At 60.2% G+C, this 16,069-nt stretch carries 15 protein-coding genes; 11 read left to right on the top strand and 4 right to left on the bottom strand.

The genetic code is table 11. The features are described 5' to 3' along the window. The first annotated feature begins 409 nt into the window (after positions 1-409). The 8 genes from AAC077_RS16835 (at position 410) to AAC077_RS16800 (ending at position 9,002) form a co-directional block, all read left to right on the top strand. Positions 410-1,279 carry a 3-keto-5-aminohexanoate cleavage protein gene (locus tag AAC077_RS16835; RefSeq protein ID WP_339771929.1) on the top strand — a complete coding sequence of 290 codons (870 nt, stop codon included), beginning with the start codon at positions 410-412 and terminating at the stop codon, positions 1,277-1,279. 10 nt (positions 1,280-1,289) lie between these two features. Further along, complete coding sequence (locus AAC077_RS16830) at positions 1,290-1,907, top strand: glutathione S-transferase family protein (protein ID WP_339771927.1); 618 nt, start codon at positions 1,290-1,292, stop codon at positions 1,905-1,907. Between the two features lie 12 nt (positions 1,908-1,919). Further along, positions 1,920-3,581, top strand: a complete 1,662-nt coding sequence (locus AAC077_RS16825; protein ID WP_339771924.1) for an alkaline phosphatase family protein — start codon at positions 1,920-1,922, stop codon at positions 3,579-3,581. 117 nt (positions 3,582-3,698) lie between these two features. Then, positions 3,699-5,312 (top strand): bifunctional 3-(3-hydroxy-phenyl)propionate/3-hydroxycinnamic acid hydroxylase, encoded by a 1,614-nt coding sequence (locus tag AAC077_RS16820; protein WP_339771922.1) that lies wholly within the window; start codon positions 3,699-3,701, stop codon positions 5,310-5,312. 52 nt (positions 5,313-5,364) lie between these two features. Beyond that, positions 5,365-5,898: a TRAP transporter small permease gene (locus tag AAC077_RS16815; protein WP_339771919.1), complete on the top strand. Its 534-nt coding sequence runs from the start codon at positions 5,365-5,367 to the stop codon at positions 5,896-5,898. A gap of 27 nt (positions 5,899-5,925) precedes the next feature. Then, the gene (locus tag AAC077_RS16810; RefSeq protein ID WP_339771917.1) at positions 5,926-7,227 is read left to right on the top strand and encodes a TRAP transporter large permease; all 1,302 of its coding nucleotides are present in this window, start codon (positions 5,926-5,928) and stop codon (positions 7,225-7,227) included. Between the two features lie 89 nt (positions 7,228-7,316). Beyond that, positions 7,317-8,324: a TRAP transporter substrate-binding protein gene (locus tag AAC077_RS16805; protein WP_339771914.1), complete on the top strand. Its 1,008-nt coding sequence runs from the start codon at positions 7,317-7,319 to the stop codon at positions 8,322-8,324. Positions 8,325-8,390: 66 nt separating this feature from the next. After that, entirely contained in the window at positions 8,391-9,002 is a 612-nt protein-coding gene (locus AAC077_RS16800; RefSeq protein WP_339771911.1) for a nuclear transport factor 2 family protein, read from the top strand. On the opposite strand, the gene AAC077_RS16795 is transcribed toward AAC077_RS16800, so the two are convergent. After that, positions 8,999-9,751, bottom strand: coding sequence for a helix-turn-helix domain-containing protein (locus AAC077_RS16795; protein WP_339771934.1), 753 nt, complete (start codon positions 9,749-9,751; stop codon positions 8,999-9,001). The two genes, AAC077_RS16800 and AAC077_RS16795, sit on opposite strands and share 4 nt — an antisense overlap. A 229-nt stretch (positions 9,752-9,980) precedes the next feature. On the opposite strand from AAC077_RS16795, the gene AAC077_RS16790 reads away from it, so the two are divergent. The 3 genes from AAC077_RS16790 (at position 9,981) to AAC077_RS16780 (ending at position 12,962) form a co-directional block, all read left to right on the top strand. Beyond that, a complete protein-coding gene (locus AAC077_RS16790; RefSeq protein ID WP_339771908.1) occupies positions 9,981-10,961 on the top strand; it encodes a VOC family protein in 981 nt (326 codons plus the stop codon). 55 nt (positions 10,962-11,016) lie between these two features. Beyond that, positions 11,017-12,012 carry an NAD(P)H-quinone oxidoreductase gene (locus AAC077_RS16785; protein ID WP_339771906.1) on the top strand — a complete coding sequence of 332 codons (996 nt, stop codon included), beginning with the start codon at positions 11,017-11,019 and terminating at the stop codon, positions 12,010-12,012. Between the two features lie 95 nt (positions 12,013-12,107). Continuing rightward, complete coding sequence (locus tag AAC077_RS16780) at positions 12,108-12,962, top strand: fumarylacetoacetate hydrolase family protein (protein WP_339771903.1); 855 nt, start codon at positions 12,108-12,110, stop codon at positions 12,960-12,962. 247 nt (positions 12,963-13,209) lie between these two features. On the opposite strand, the gene AAC077_RS16775 is transcribed toward AAC077_RS16780, so the two are convergent. From AAC077_RS16775 to AAC077_RS16765, 3 genes are read right to left on the bottom strand one after another with little or no spacing between them, the layout of a single operon-like run. Then, complete coding sequence (locus AAC077_RS16775) at positions 13,210-13,737, bottom strand: TRAP transporter small permease subunit (protein ID WP_339771901.1); 528 nt, start codon at positions 13,735-13,737, stop codon at positions 13,210-13,212. Between the two features lie 53 nt (positions 13,738-13,790). Continuing rightward, complete coding sequence (locus tag AAC077_RS16770; RefSeq protein WP_339771899.1) at positions 13,791-14,765, bottom strand: TRAP transporter substrate-binding protein; 975 nt, start codon at positions 14,763-14,765, stop codon at positions 13,791-13,793. 17 nt (positions 14,766-14,782) lie between these two features. Continuing rightward, positions 14,783-16,066, bottom strand: coding sequence for a TRAP transporter large permease (locus AAC077_RS16765; protein WP_339771896.1), 1,284 nt, complete (start codon positions 16,064-16,066; stop codon positions 14,783-14,785). Positions 16,067-16,069 lie beyond the last annotated feature (3 nt).

Below are 16,069 nucleotides of genomic sequence, written 5' to 3'. Positions count from 1 at the left end.
AATCCAACCTGCAGACTCTCGTTATGAATGAGGGACCAGCAGGGGGCAGGTCAAAAGCTATCTAACTTTGAGCGCTTACTCGTTTTGCCGTTCGATACGAACTTCGTTCAAGCCAGAGAAATAGTGTCCAAGTCGAGCTCCCGCAACCAACCCTAATTCCTCACTATATTCAAAGGCTTGAGTTTTGTCGCTCAGGCCTTTTTGCGTTTTGACCCTCGAGCCACGACACAAGAGCGCGGCCAGAACCCCCTCCAGATGTATCGACAGTTTGCCGTCAGGTTCAGGTATCGCTCATAGGCCGGGTTCGATATGCGGTGCCGTCCGACAGGTGGACAGGTGCGGGCGGTCTCTGGCTTTTCATGATTCCCGGCGAGACAATCGCGATACCTGTTTTCTGGAGGCGCTGCGATTGACATCCCTATTTCTAACCGCGGCGGTGTTGGGCAATTTTTCCTCCCGTGCTCAAAACATCAACTTGCCGATTACACCCGCAGAAATCGCCTGCGATGCCTTAGCGTCGGCGGAGGCCGGTGCGGCGATTGTACATATCCACGTGCGCGACCCCGAAACCGAAATGCCATCAATGGACACTGCGCTCTACCGCGAGGTGGTGGACCGCATCCGCGACAATAACGATGATCTGATCATCAACCTGACCACAGGCAACGGCGGGCGCTACGAGCCGTCCGAGGCAGATCCGGCGGTTGCGGGGCCGCGGACCAATCTGCTTGTGCCCGATGACCGTGTGCAGCATGTTCTGGCGATCAAGCCGGACATTGCCACGCTGGACCTGAACACGATGGTCTTTGGCCAAGAGGTCGTGATCAACACGCTGTCGTCGATCCGCCGCATGGGCACGTTGATTCAAGACGCTGGCGTGCGCCCCGAGATTGAATTGTTCGACAGTGGCGACGTGGCAATTCTGAACACGCTGATGGACGAGCAGTTCTTTGAACATCCGCCGCTGTGTTCGATTGTGATGGGGGTCAAGTTCGGCTTCGTACCGCTGCCCGAAACGCTTTTGTATGCGCGCGGTTTGCTTCCCTCCAATGCAATCTGGACGGGGTTCGGCACCGGCGCGATGGCTTTTCCGATGGTGGCACAATCGGCGCTGATGGGTGGCAACATACGCATAGGTATGGAAGACGCCGTTTGGCTGGCGAAGGGCGTCAAGGCACCGTCCAACGCCGCGATGGTCGAAAAGGCGGCGCGGATCGTGAACGAACTGGGCTTTGATCTGGAAACGCCAAAACAGGTTCGCGCGCGGCTTGGCCTGTAAGGAGATTGCCATGCTGACCTTCTACCATTCTCCGCAAAGCTGCTCGAACGGCATTTTGTTGCTGTTGCACGAGGTTGGTGCAGTGTTCGAGACCAAAATTGTCGATGTACGGGCGGGCGACCAGCGGGGGGCGACTTATCTGGGGCTGAACCCCAAGGGCAAGGTGCCGGCACTGGGGCTAGCGGACGGATCGACTTTGACCGAATTTCCGGCCATCGCCCTGTGGCTGGTTGAAAGCCATCCGCAAGCGGGTCTTGCCCCAACGGGTACGATTGAGCGCGCGCGCGTGCTTGAGGCGCTGGATTTCATCGTGAGCTCTGTCCACATGCGCGGCTTCACCTTTGACAAGGTGCCGCAAAAGTTCATGCCCGACGCGGACGGACAGGCCACACTCAGGGCACATGGCCGTGCCGAGGTGGCCAAGGGGCTGATGAGCCTGTCCGCGATGCTGGGGGACAGGCCCTATATTCTGGGTGACTTCAGTGCGGCGGACGCAGCCCTGTTCTATGTGCTCGACTGGGCCGCACAGGATGGCGGATATGACATTCCGGCCAATCTTCAGGCCTGCCTTGCGCGGATCAAACAGCGCCCCGCACATGCGGCCGCAGCCCCGCTTTTGACGCGATAGAAGGCGGCGGACATGGCTGCAAAGAACATTCTTTTCATCATGTTCGACCAGCTGCGCTGGGATTACCTTAGCTGCTACGGCGCGCAGCATATCGACACGCCGAACATCGACCGGCTGGCAAAAATGGGTGTGCGGTTTACCCGCGCCTATGTGCAGGCACCGCTGTGTGGACCGTCACGGATGTCGACCTATACGGGGCGCTATGTGCACAGCCACGGCGCAAGTTGGAATGCAACACCGCTGAAAGTGGGCGAGCAGACGCTGGGCGACCATCTGCGTGCTGCCGGAATGGGCTGCTGGTTGGTGGGCAAGACGCATATGGCCGCCGACGCCGAAGGCATGGCGCGGCTTGGTCTGGACCCCGACAGCATCATCGGCGCCCGGGTGGCGGAATGCGGGTTTGACGTGTTCGAGCGTGACGACGGGATGCGTGCAGTAGGTCCCGACGGGCCGCTGACGGAACCGGGCGGGCATGGTTACGACGCCTATTTACAGGAACGTGGCTATGACACTGACAACCCGTGGCACGACCACGCGAATGCCGGCGTCGATGCACAGGGCAACGTGCTGTCGGGCTGGTTCATGAAGAACGCGGGCGAAGCGGCAAATATCGAGGAACAGGACAGCGAAACCCCCTATCTGACGCGCCGAGGGATAGAGTTTATCGCAAGCCGCGACGATGCACCATGGTTGTGCCACCTAAGCTATATCAAACCGCATTGGCCCTACATTGTGCCTGATCCCTATCACGCGATGTATGGCCCGCAGGATGTGCCGCCGCCAAACCGTGCACAGTCCGAGTTTGACAACGCCCACCCCGTTCTGAAGGCAATGATGCGCAATCCGGTCGGCACCGCCTTTTCTCGTGACGATGTGCGCGGCGCTGTGATCCCTGCCTATATGAGCCTGATCAAGCAGTGCGACGACCAAATGGGCGTGCTGTTCGACTGGCTCGAAGAGACAGGCCGGATGGATGACACGATGATCGTTGTCACATCGGACCACGGCGACTTTCTGGGCGATCACTGGATGGGCGAAAAGACGTTTTTCCACGATGCCGCCATCAAGGTGCCGCTGATCATCTACGACCCGACCAATGCCGCAGATGCCACGCGCGGCACCGTGTGCGATGAGCTGGTCGAGGCCATCGACCTTGCCCCGACCTTTGTCGACGTGGCGGGCGGTCAGGTGGCTGATCATGTGTTGGAGGGCCGCTCCTTGTTGCCATTGCTGCACGGCAGGACGGCGTGGGACCGCGACAAAGTGATCTGCGAATACGACTATGCATCGACACCACTGGCCGACGCCCTTGGCCTGTCAGTGCGCGAGGCTGTCATGTTCATGGTGGCCGACAAACACTGGAAACTGATCCACTGCGAAGGCGGCTTTCGCCCGATCCTGTTCGATCTGCAAAACGATCCTGACGAACTTGTCGATCTGGCCGAAGACCCTGACCATCAAGAGATCATCGCGCGGATGTACGACAAGCTGCACGCCTGGACACGCCGCATCGCGCAGCGCACGACACGGACCGAGGCGCAGCTGGTCGAACTGCGCAAATCCTTGCGGCGGCGCGGTGTGGTGCTGGGCGTCTATGACGAGAATGACACGCCGCTTGACCTGACGATCGCGTACCGCGACCGCAAGGCGCGGGTGCGCAAGCCGACGGGCTGACCTGGGACGGGCTGTCCACCTTGTGAACAGCTGGGGCCAAGCGATAGACGCAGCCCCCCCGCGCACGCCACAACAAGACAAGTTGTGAAGCAAGAAAGACGCGGAAAGGTCCACCCAATGCCCCCTTATCCCAACGATATTCCGGTCGTTATCGTCGGCGCAGGTCCGACAGGTTTGACAGCGGCCAATTTGCTGGCTGTCTACGGTGTCGACTGTGTTGTTCTGGAGCAAACCGCAGAGCCGATGAACCTGCCGCGCGCCATCGTGATCGACGACGAAGGGGCGCGCACGATGCAGGTGTTCGGGTTGGACAAGACCTATCTCAAGGACACGATGGAAGGCGTCGGATCGCGGTATTACGACGACGAGGGCAACTGTTTTGCAGAGACGGGGCGGGGGCCGCGCAACTTTGGTTTTGCCAAGCGACAGTTCTTCTTCCAGCCCGAGCTTGAGGCGGCGCTGCGCGATGTGTCGGCACAAACGTCCCCGGGCACACTGCACTTCGGGGCCGAGGTGACCGATGTACGCAATGGGCCCGATCATGCGCTGGTCACGGTGCAAGATGCGGACGGTCATAGCCATCAGATCCGCACACAGTGGGTGCTGGCCTGTGACGGTGGGCGCAGCCCGATCCGCGAACGGCTGGGCATTCCGATGTCGGGAAATACCTACGAAGAAGACTGGATCGTCGTCGATACGATGAACGATCCTGACCCGACCCTCTATTCCAAGTTCTTTTGCAGTGGCGCGCGGCCAACGGTCAGCGTGCCTGCTCCGCATGGTGGGCGACGTTACGAATTCATGCTTCAGCCCGGCGAAACCCGCGAACAGGTGTTGCAGGACGGATTTCTCAAGGATCTGATGACCCCCTACCGGCCTTACCGGACCGAAGATATTGTGCGCAAAACCGTCTATCGTTTTCATGCGCGGATGGCCGAGCAGTTTCAGTCGGGACGCATTCTGTTGATGGGGGATGCGGCGCATCTGACGCCGCCTTTTGCCGGTCAGGGCATGAACGCGGGCCTGCGCGATGCGCACAATGTTGCGTGGAAACTTGCCGTTATCCTGCGCGGCGGTGCCGATGCGCATATCATGCAAAGCTACGAGGCCGAGCGGCGCAAGCCCGCTTGGGACATGATCCAGCTTGCCGTGGCCATGGGCAGCATCGTGATGCCCGCCGGGCGCGACCAGATCATGTTCCGCGACCTGATGATGCAGGCGCTTGAGCCGTTTCCAGCTGTGAAAGACTGGCTGGTGCACATGCGGTTCAAGCCAAAGCCGCAGTATCTTGAGGGGCTGTTTCTGGATCTGGACACCCCTCTTTTCGAGGCATCCTTGGTGGGCGAAATGATCCCCCAGCCTGAGGTGCAGAAGGGCAGCAAGGTGCAGTTGCTTGACGACATTACAGGGCTGGGCTTCTGCCTGATCGCGCAAAATGCTGAAGGGGCGGCGGCGCTGGCCGCGCTCGAGCAGGATACATTGCTGGGCCTGCCGCTGACTGCGATCACGCTGGACACCATGGGCAGCGGCGATCTGGACGCGCTGCGCCCTGTCGATCCGCAAGCCATCCGACCGTTCTTGACCCACCGCGATCAGATCCTGCTGGTCCGGCCCGACCGCTATTGCGCCGCCGCATTCTTTCCCGAGGCATTATCGGCCACGTTGGAACGCTGCACAGCGCTGCTGACACAGACGGATGCTGCACCCAAGGCTGTCGAAATGACGGCCTGAGAACGGGGCAGAAAAAAGCTGCCAAAGACATTGCGCGGGAGGAGGAGACCCAATGCAACTTATCTGGAAAAGATCCTATGCACTGGCGCGGGTGCTGGCGTTGGTTGGCTTCACCGGCCTGCTGGTGCTGGCACTGATGACAACCTCGGACGTGCTGATGCGCTGGCTGTTCAAGGCACCGCTTCAGGGCGTCAATGATGTCAGTTCGGTCGTCATGGCGGTGGTGATCTCTGCGTGTATTCCGGCCAACCTTGCCATGAAGCAAAACATCCGCGTCGAGGTTTTCGGGTCGATAGCGGGGCCACGCACGAAGGCATTGCTCGAAGTGTTTTCAAGCGCGCTGACCTTTGCCCTGATCGCGCTGATGGCCTGGCAATTTGTCGGATACGTCGATGCGCTGAAGGAGAACGGCGACCGGACATGGGTGTTGGGTTGGAAGGTCTGGCCGTGGTGGAGCGTGGCCACGGTGATGCTGTGGCTTGCGGCTTTCGTACAGGCGATGGTTCTGATCATCGACATTTCATCCTTGTTTGGCGGCCGCGACACAGACGCGGCGCTGCACAACGACCCTTCTTCTCTGCTCTGACAGCGCAAAGACCCAAAGGAAACGGATATGGATCCTCTTGTTATTGCCATGATCGGCTGTGTCGCCATGATGGGGCTGATTTTGCTGCACGTTCCGATTGGTATTTCGATGGCGCTGGTCGGCGTTGTGGGCTTTGCGCAGGTTGTCGGCTGGGCGCCTGCGATTTCGCTGCTCGCCAGCGAACCGGCTTCGGCGATGGGCTCGCTTGATCTTGCGGTGATCCCGCTGTTCATGCTGATGGGCAGCCTTGCCGCCGCAAGCGGGCTGGCCTCGGATGTCTATGACATGTCCAGTGCGTTGTTCGGCCATCGCCGTGGTGGTCTGGCGACGACGACCGTTGTGGCCAGCGCTGGCTTTGGCGCGATCTGCGGGTCGGGCGTGGCAACAACGGCCACCTTCGGGCGGGTCGCCATGCCCGAGATGCTGGCGCGCGGTTATCATCCGGCATTGGCATCGGGCGCAGTCGCCGCGGGCGGTACGCTGGGGATAATCGTGCCGCCGTCTGCGATGATGATCCTGTATTCGGTGTTGACCGAGCAATCGGTGCTTCAACTGTTTACGGCCGCGATCATTCCTGCCCTGCTGGCCGTTCTGTTCTATGCCATTGCGGTGCAGGTGACTGTCATGCGCAACCCCGACAGCGCCCCGCGATCCGACAAGCTGCCGTTCAGGGACCGCATGGCCGCGATTGGCCGTGCGTGGGGCGTGATCTTGCTGGCGGTGGTCGTACTGGGCGGCATCTATTCGGGCATCTTCACCGTGAACGAAGCCGCCGCCATCGGTGTTGTCATCGCCTTCCTGTTCGCATTGCTGCGCCGCAGGCTGGACCGTGCCACGTTCCTGCGTGTGATGGCCGAGGCCAGCGGGTCCACCGCCATGATCTATATCATGGTCTTTGGTGCGACGATCTTTTCCTACTTTATCTCGGTCACCGGCGGTGCGTCGTTCATCGTCGGGCTGATCTCTGACGCCTCGGTCGATCCGCTGATGGTGATCTTTGGCATCTTGCTGCTTTACATCATTCTGGGCGCGTTTTTTGACGAAGTTGCGGCGATGGTCATCACACTGCCTTTTGTCATCCCCGTCATTCAGGGGCTGGGTTACGATCTGGTCTGGTGGGGCATTATCAACGTGGTGGTGATCGGCATCGGCATGATCACCCCGCCCATCGGGATCAACGTGATGCTGCTGAATTCTATGTACCGCGATGTGAAAATCACCACGATCTACCGCGGCATCGTGCCGTTTCTTGTGGCCGATCTGGTGCGCCTGACCATTCTGGTGCTGTTTCCCCCGCTCACACTCTGGCTGCCCAGCATCTTAGGGTAAACGTCTGTCCATCAAGTGGACAACTGCGGCTTGAGAGTCGAGCGGATAGCCCATCAGCGCCAGAGTAATTTCACAAAAGGGAGGATACGATGAAACTACGACATTTCCTGATTGCGACCGCTGCGGCCGTCGCTTTTGGCACCACCGCCACCGCCGAGATCCTGCGGTTTTCCAGCTTCGAGCCACCAGTGGCGCACGTCACCAAGAATATCCTGATGCCGTGGGCGGAAAAGGTGAACGCCGCCTCGGACGGTGAGCTGGACGTTCAGATTTTCCCGGGCGGCACCTTGGGGCGCAACCCTGCGCAACAGCTCAAGCTGGTGGAAGACGGCGTGGCCGACATCGCTTGGGTGATCCCCGGCTATACACCCGGACGTTTTGACCAGGGCACAATCGGCGAACTGCCGTTTCTGGTGCCCAACGGCACAATCGGTTCCGAGGCAATGTGGTCGATGTACGAACAGGGGCTGTTCACCGGCGACTATGAAAAGTTCAAACTGATCGGCGTGATGACATCCTTTCCCAACGCCATCGCCAGCACGGTCGAAGTGCGCACACCTGCGGACATGAAGGGCCAGAACTTTCGCGCGCCCGGGCCGATCATGCTGGGCGCCATCAACGCGCTTGATGCGGTGCCCGTGGGCGGGATCACCGGACCGGGGCTGGCCGAAGCGATCAGCCGTGGTTTGATCTCGGGCACGTTCTCTCAGTTCGGCGCGATCGAGACGTTCCGGGTGGGCGAGGCCATCAACTATTATCTGGACCTGCCGTTGGGCGCGACACCCATGCTGATCGTGATGAACCAGGCCAAATACGACAGCCTGTCGGACAAGGCCAAAGCTGCCATCGACCAGTATTCGGGCAAGGTGTTCTCAGAAGACTTTGGCAAATCCTTTGACCAGAACGTCACCGAAGCACGCGAACGGGTTCTGGCGGCCAACGACATCACCCTGATCGAACCGGATGATGCGCTGACGCAGCAATGGAAAGACGCGCTGTCAGTCTCGACGACCGAATGGATTGCAGGCCACGAAAACGGTCAGGCCATCTATGACGCTTTCGTTGCCGCCATCGAAAAGGCTACGGCCGCAAACTGACCCCTGAGCTCCGGCGCCAACAATCCCGTTGGTGCCGGACTGGTTTTTTTCACAAGGTTTTGCGTGATGGATGACACAGATGACATCGTCGAGATTGCTCAATTGATCCAGAAATGGGGCCTGTACCGTGACCAAGGGCGCTGGGACGATCTGAAGGCGACATTTACCCCCGATGGCACTATCTTTGTGACATGGTTTCTGGGCTGGTTTGCGGATTTTGTCGAAGCATCGAAAAAGATGCATGTGCCGAAGTCGCCACGGGTCAAACACCTGATCGGGCTGCCGGTTGTCGATGTGCAAGGTCACCGTGCCGTGGCGGAAACCAACGTCCAGATTTTGGGGCGGTTCTCGGCCGCCGGAACCGATGTGGATTACACCAGCTACGCGCGGTTTGTGGATCGTTTGGTGCGCACCAAAGCGGGATGGCGCATTCACGCGCGTGTCGCGATCTATGAAAAAGACCGGCTTGATCCGGTTGTCCCCAGCGACGCATTTGCCAACTTCATGACACAGACTGACTTTTCCAAAGTGCCCGAACCCTATCGCTATCTGGGGTACCGCCTGTTGTCGGCGGGCCGCCCGCTGCAAAGCGGGATAATCTGCGACGGCACACCCGAAGCCGACACCTTGATACAAAAGGCGCACCGCTGGATGTCGCAAATGACCTGTGCGGATTAATCCGGCAAATCAAGCCGTCCCAGCGCGTCGGTGATCCCATTGGCGGTTGCCAAAAGCTTGTCACGATACTGGTCCAGCGCCTTGTCGAACGACAGGGCGCTGCTGGTCCAGATCACCGTCAGACAGGCCACAACCCGTTGGCCGCGATAGATCGGGGCAGAGATGCTTTGCGTGCTCAGCCGGTAGCCTTCCTTGCGGTAGCCGACGCCCAATTTCACACAGGTATCCAACACATGTTTTAGCGGTCCGTCCTGCAATATCACCGGACCTTGGCAGCCCAGCTTGGCGTACAAACCAGCCAGCGTTTGCGTGCGCTCTTCTTGGCGTGAAAAGGCAAGGTAAGCGCGCCCGCCAGCCGTATCCAGCACGGGCAGTTGCAGCCCGACCATGCCGTGATCAATGGAATAGGGGCTGATGTTATGCGTCGATTCCCGAATTTCCATCTGGTAGTCGTTGAATGTCACCAGATCGAGCGGCCACAGGATTTCGCGCCCCAACCTTACCATTTCAGGCACGGCGGACTGCGTGACCCAATCCTCGTGGCGGAACCCCGAACTCAGCGATTTGGCCTGCAACGTCGGGCGCCATTTTTCCGACGAATGGTCACGGCTGACGAACCCCAGCCCTTCCAGCGTTTCGAGCAGCCGGTAGACCGTCGGGCGTGGAATAGACGTCGCTGTTGCAACCTCGGCCGCCTTCAAACCGTTCCGCCGGTTCAAGGTCTGCAAAATAAGCAAGCCGCGTTCCAGCGACCGGACAGATCCAAAATTTGAAATGTTCTACCTCCCGATGACCACATAGGGGCCTAAGCTGATCATTACATCGAGAGGGGGTATGTCAACAAACCGCGGCCTATGTCGGGGGAGGTCATCGGTTTTGTCCGTCAAGTGGACAAGTCCGGCGGTCGGCGGTGCAAGATCCGCCGCTTGGTTTACCATGACCAGCAGCACCCGCTTACGCCCGAAAGGAATCTGTCCCATGACCCTCAGTTCACTTGGATATATCGGCATCCGGTCCGCAAAGACCGAGGATTGGAGCGGCTTTGCCACCAACCTTCTGGGCATGCAGCAAGTGGATCGCGGCGGCAATTCGCGGGCCTTTCGGATGGACGATCGCAAGCAGCGCCTTCTGGTCACCGATGACGGGCAAGAGGGGCTGGATTTCATGGGGTGGGAAGTGGACCACCCCGACGATCTGGACCGTCTGGCCAGCCGCCTTGAAAACGCAGGCGTGGCCGTGCGCGTTGAAACGGCCGCTTTGGCCGATCAACGTCTGGTCAGCCAGCTGATTTCCTTTAACGATCCCGATGGCAATCACATCGAAGTCTTTTGGAAACCGCAGATCGCCAGCGATCCCTTTGTCCCGGCACGGCCCATTTCGGGGTTCAAGACGGGCACGCTGGGCATGGGCCATGCGGTGCTGCACGTCGAAGATGCCTCCGCCCTTTTGCCGTTCTACCGCGATCTTCTTGGCTTCAGCGTCACCGACTACGGGCTGACGCCGTTCCCGCTGTATTTCTTTCATATCAACGGGCGGCATCACAGCTTTGCCATGGTCGGATCGGGCCGCAAGGGGCTGCATCATTTCATGGTCGAACTGCAATCGCTGGACGACGTAGGCCAGGGCTATGACATCGCCCAACAGGACGAGGGGCGCGTGGCCTATACGCTGGGGCGGCATTCCAATGACCACATGATGAGCTTTTACGCGACCACACCTTCGGGGTTTTTCGTCGAATATGGCTGGGGCGCGCGGGTGATCGAGCCCGCGACATGGGAGGCGCACGAAACGTCAGACGGACCCAGCTATTGGGGCCACGAACGGGTGCACCTGCCAGACGGCGATCCGGCCCGCGAACGCATGCGCGAGATGCGGATAGACGCCGCCAGCCGTGGCATGCGCGCCGCCGATCCTGTGCCCAATTGCGCCTGGCTGGACTCGGTTGTCCGGCAGGAATGATCGCGGCCCGAAAAATTCCAGACACACTAAACACGGGACGGAGCGATTTACGCGCATGACCAAGCTACCAGATTTTCAGACCGCGATCATCATCTCCGAAGCCGGCGGGCCAGAGGTTTTACAAACCGCGCAATTGACGCTGCCGCACCCCGGGGCGCATCAGGTGCTGATCCGCGTCGCGGCGGCGGGCATCAATCGCCACGACTGTTTGCAACGTGCGGCGGGCATCCACCATGATGGCAACCCTGTGCCGGGGCTCGAAGCCGCGGGCGTTGTCGTTGCGCTGGGGCCGGGGGTGACCGGGTTGGACATCGGCGCGCCAGTGATGGCGTTGTTGCAAGGCGGCGGCTACGCCGAATATGCGGTGGCAGATGTGGCCCTGACGATGCCGGTGCCCGAGGGGTTAAGCATGACCGAGGCCGCGGCAGTGCCCGAGGCGCTGTTCACCGCGTGGTGGAACTTCTTTTTCCTGATGCAGCTTCGACCCGACGAATTCGCCCTGATGCACGGCGGCACCAGCGGCGTCGGCCATCTGGCGCTTCAGGCGATGTCGGCGCTGGGCTACGGCGTTCTGGCCACCTGCGGCAGTGCCGACAAGATTGCCGCCGCCAAACGGTTCGGCGCGCGCGATGCGTTCAACTACAATGACACCGAACTGGCGGCCAAAGTACTGGATGCCACGGGCGGTCAGGGCATCAGTGCGCTTTTGGATGTCTCTGCCGGTGCGCATCTTGACGCGGATCTGGAGATGATGGCCCCGGACGGGCGCATTGCGCATCTGTCGGGCGGTGGCGGTGCCGCGCTGAGCGTGCCGCTCAAGAAACTGATGGCCAAGCGTATCTCGATCACCGGATCGCTGCTGCGCCCACTGGCGCTTGCGCGAAAAACACAGGTGGCACAGATGATCCGCCGCGATGTCTGGCCCTTGCTGGGCACGCAGGTGCGCCCGGCACTGGCCGCTGTCCTGCCGCTGTCCGACGCCGCACAGGCGCATCTGGAAATAGAAAAGGGCCACCACGTCGGCAAGATCGTTCTGGCAGTGTCAGACTAGGGCTGTCCGCAAGGTGGACATGCGCCAATGGGCTGCGGCCCTGTTCCACAGTCCACGATAAAACCCGATCAACACCCAACAAACGGAGCATAACGATGCGTATTTCTTCTTATATCACTGCGGACGGAACCGCATCTTACGGCATTGTGCAGGACGGTAAACTGCACGACGCAGGCAAGGCGCTGCGCGCAACATTCCCCGACCTGCGGGCGGTGATGGCGGCGGGTGCACTGGATCAGCTTAAAGCCGCCGCTGAAACGGGCGAAGTGCTGGACATGGCGTCGGTCAAGTTGCTGTCGCCCTTGCCGAACCCGGACAAGATTATCTGCATCGGCCTGAACTACATGACCCACATCAACGAAACAGGCCGCGACAAGCCGGCCAAGCCGTCGATTTTCACCCGCTACCCGTCTTCGGTGGTCGGCCACGATGTGTCGATGATCCGCCCGCAGGCGTCCGGCTGGTTCGATTTCGAAGGCGAACTGGCGGTGATTATCGGCAAAGCGGGGCGCAACATCCCGGAAGCCGACGCCATGGCGTATGTGGGCGGCTACAGCTGCTTTAACGACGGGTCGATCCGCGATTACCAGCGCCACACCTCGCAGTTCTGGGCAGGCAAGAACTTTGTCGACAGCGGGGCGATGGGGCCTTGGCTGGTCACAGCAGACGAGATGACCGATCCGGCAGCACAGACCATGGAAACCCGGCTAAACGGCGAAGTCGTGCAATCAACCCCGATTTCCGATCTGGCCTTCAACATCCCTGAACTGATTGCCTATCTGTCGATCGTGACCGAACTGCTGCCGGGGGACGTCATCGCCACAGGCACGCCCAGCGGTGTCGGCCTGTTCCGCGAGCCCAAGCTGTTCATGAAAGACGGCGACCGGATCGAAGTGGAAATTTCGGGCATCGGCACACTTTCCAATCCGATCCGCGACGAGGGCAAGTGATCATACCGCAGCTTTCGCGGGCACACATCTGACGGGCATTCCTGTCAGAGCGTTCTGCGCAATCACGCCCCCAAGGGTCAGCCTCGGGCAAGGAGAAAGGTAGACAAATGGCCAAACCGATCAAAACCGGCCGACCGATCTGCGAGGCCGACCTTTGCGCCGATGATGTCAACCCGGCTGCCACAGGCACCGGCCGGGCGACATCACGCGGCTGGTGGCCTTTGACCGCGCCACGCAGGCTGCTATGTCAGTCCAGTTGCGATTGGGCGTTGTCAGCGGCAGTATCGCCTGCCCATCTTGCCGCGAGATGCAGCAGGATGATGATCATTGCCAGTGGCACCGAAACCGAAATCCACACCATCGGAATGCCAAGCGTGTCTGCGGTTAACCCCGATTGCCTTGCAAGGTAGCCTTTGTCAAAGCCACCACGCAGGCCGACAAAACAGAAATAGACCACCGGCAGGACAAAAATCAGCACGGCCGCGCTTTGGATGGCGTCGCCAAGCGCGGAAAGAATGTGCGGCGGTTTGGGAAAGACGCTTTGCATCAGCACGGCGTCTGAACGGGTTTTGAAAGACAGTGTTGCGCCCAGCAGGCCGGTCCAGACCATCGCATATCGCGCGACATCTTCGGTCCAGATCGGGGGCGCGGAAAACACGTAGCGGGCGATGATTTGCAGCATGACCGTCAGAAACATCAGGCAGACAGCCAGAACCGCAGCACGTCGCGTGATTGCGTGAATGCCGTTGCTGATCGAGATGATGACGTGGCGCATGTGCCGATCTCCACTGGAAATGCCGGGCCCGGTCTTGGGCCCGGCGGTTGTGTTTAGCGGTTGCTGTCGGACAGGTCTGTCCAGATCTTGACGTCTTCGCTTGGCATCAGGTCCGACTCGTAGACCGGCTTGGATGCTTCGCGGAACACGGCGCGTTCTTCTGCGGTCAGGCGCTGTACGGTCACGCCTTTTTCCTCAAGCGCGGTCAGCCCGGATTCGGACGCTTCGGCCAGCCACGCGCGGTTGGCGGCATCGGCCGTGGCCACGGCGGCATCGACGGCAGCGCGTTCGTCGTCGCTCAGGCCATCATACCAGCCTTTCGAAAACAAAACGGCCCGCATCGGGATAATCACACCCGCATCCGAGAAGTTTCTGACAAAATCGGTCTGGCCGAAAATCACCGGCACGAAAGGCGAGTTGAGGTAGCCGTCGATCACGCCGGTTTGCAGGCCTGCGGGCACTTCGCCCCAAGGCACCACCGTGCCGGTCGAGCCCCAGGCCTGATACATTGCAATCTGCGCGTCATCCAATGCCCGCATCCGCAGGTCGGCCATATCGGCAGGCGCGCGCACGGCTTTGGTTGTGGTGATGATGCCCGACGACGGCCCGATGGGCACAAAGGCCGCGACCATTGCATCCTGAGCGGCCAGCTTTTCGTTCAGCCAGTCAAAGACTTTGCCCGCAGCCAGCGCACGGTCCATATGCGCCGCATCATCAAAGATATAGGGCAAGCGCACGCCATAAACGAAGGGGTCGATCTGGGCGATGGCGCGCACGTCGGACAAAGAGACCTCCAGCAATCCGGTGGAAATCTGGTCGAATTTCTCGGCCTCGTTCCCGACCGAGTCGCGTGGCATTTCACGCACGTCCATCCCGGCCTCTTTCAGCGCGTTGCCAAAGGCATAGGCCCAGTTGTAAGACCCCGATTGTTCCAGATCGGGCTTGCCATCCAGTGCAATCTTGACTTCTGCGATGGCGGGGGCCGCCATGGCCATAAGTGCGGCCAGTGTCAGTGATGTCAGTTTCATTAGTCGTCCTCCCTTATTCAGTTCACGGAAAAGCCGAAGATCTGCGGCAACGTCAGGCTAAGCGCAGGCCAGTAGACCAGCGCCAGCAGCAGCAGAACCTGCACGGCGATGAAGGGCAGCACAGCATAGGCCAGCCGCCAATAGTTCAGATTTGTCAGCGCCGATACGACCACAAGGCATTTGCCCAGCGGGGGCGTAATCAGGCCGACGCACAGGTTGAAACACAGCACGATCCCCAGATGGATCGGGCTAATGCCCTGCGCCAGCGCTTGTGGTGCAAACAGCGGGATCAGCAGGGTCAGCGCCACGGGCGTGTCCATGAACATGCCCGCGACCAGGAAGATCGCCACCAGGAAGAACAGGTATTTCGTGCCCGTCAGTCCAAAGGATTCGACCCAGTTTGCCAGTGCCTGCGACCAGCCCAGCTGACCGGCGAGGTAGCCAAGCACCGAGATGGCGGCGAGAATGATAAAGATGGTGCCGGTCATCTTGGCTGTCGCCTCGACGGCATCAAAGATCATTTTCCAGTTCAGCCCCTTGTAGTACTGGCCCGCGATCAGCGCGACCATAACGGCGATGGCCGACCCTTCGGTCGGGGTGGCCAGGCCGAACACCAAGGCGCCCAGGATCACCACCGGCAGGCACAGCGCCGGTGCGGCGTGCAACAGGCTGGGCAGGAAGGACGGCAGATCGTCCGACTTGCCGCCCGGATGCCCCTTGATTTTGGCAATCACCGCATTCAGCAGCATCAGGGCCGCCGCCAGCAGCAACCCCGGCACAACGCCGGCGATGAACAGGGCGGCGACGGAAGCGCCGGTCAGGCCGCCATAGATAATCATGATGATCGACGGCGGAATGATCGGTCCGATCATGGACGAGGCTGCCGTAATGGCGCCGGCATAATAGGGATCATAGCCGCGCGCCTTCATTTCGGGAACAAAGGTGCGCGACAGCGCGGCGCTGTCTGCGATGGCCGAACCCGAGATGCCCGCAAAAAACACGCTGGTCAGAATGTTGACATGGCCAAGCCCGCCGCGAAACCGTCCGACAATGGACATGGCAAAGTCGATCAGGCTGCGCGTGACACCCGCGCGGCTCATGATTTCGGCGGTCAGGATGAACAACGGCATCGCCATGAAGGCAAAGACGTCAAGCTGCGCAAAAATGCGCTGTGGCATGATGGACAGGAACTGGGTTTTGCCCACGGCCACAAAGGCCAGAACAGAAACCGAGCCCATCAAATAGGCAAAGGCGGTGCCGCTGATCAGGAAAACGATGAAAATGATCGGGATGAACCACATGAT

The organism is uncultured Pseudosulfitobacter sp. (assembly GCF_963976325.1).
In the GTDB taxonomy this organism is placed as follows: domain Bacteria; phylum Pseudomonadota; class Alphaproteobacteria; order Rhodobacterales; family Rhodobacteraceae; genus Pseudosulfitobacter.
This window is presented reverse-complemented; position numbering and strand designations above follow the sequence as displayed.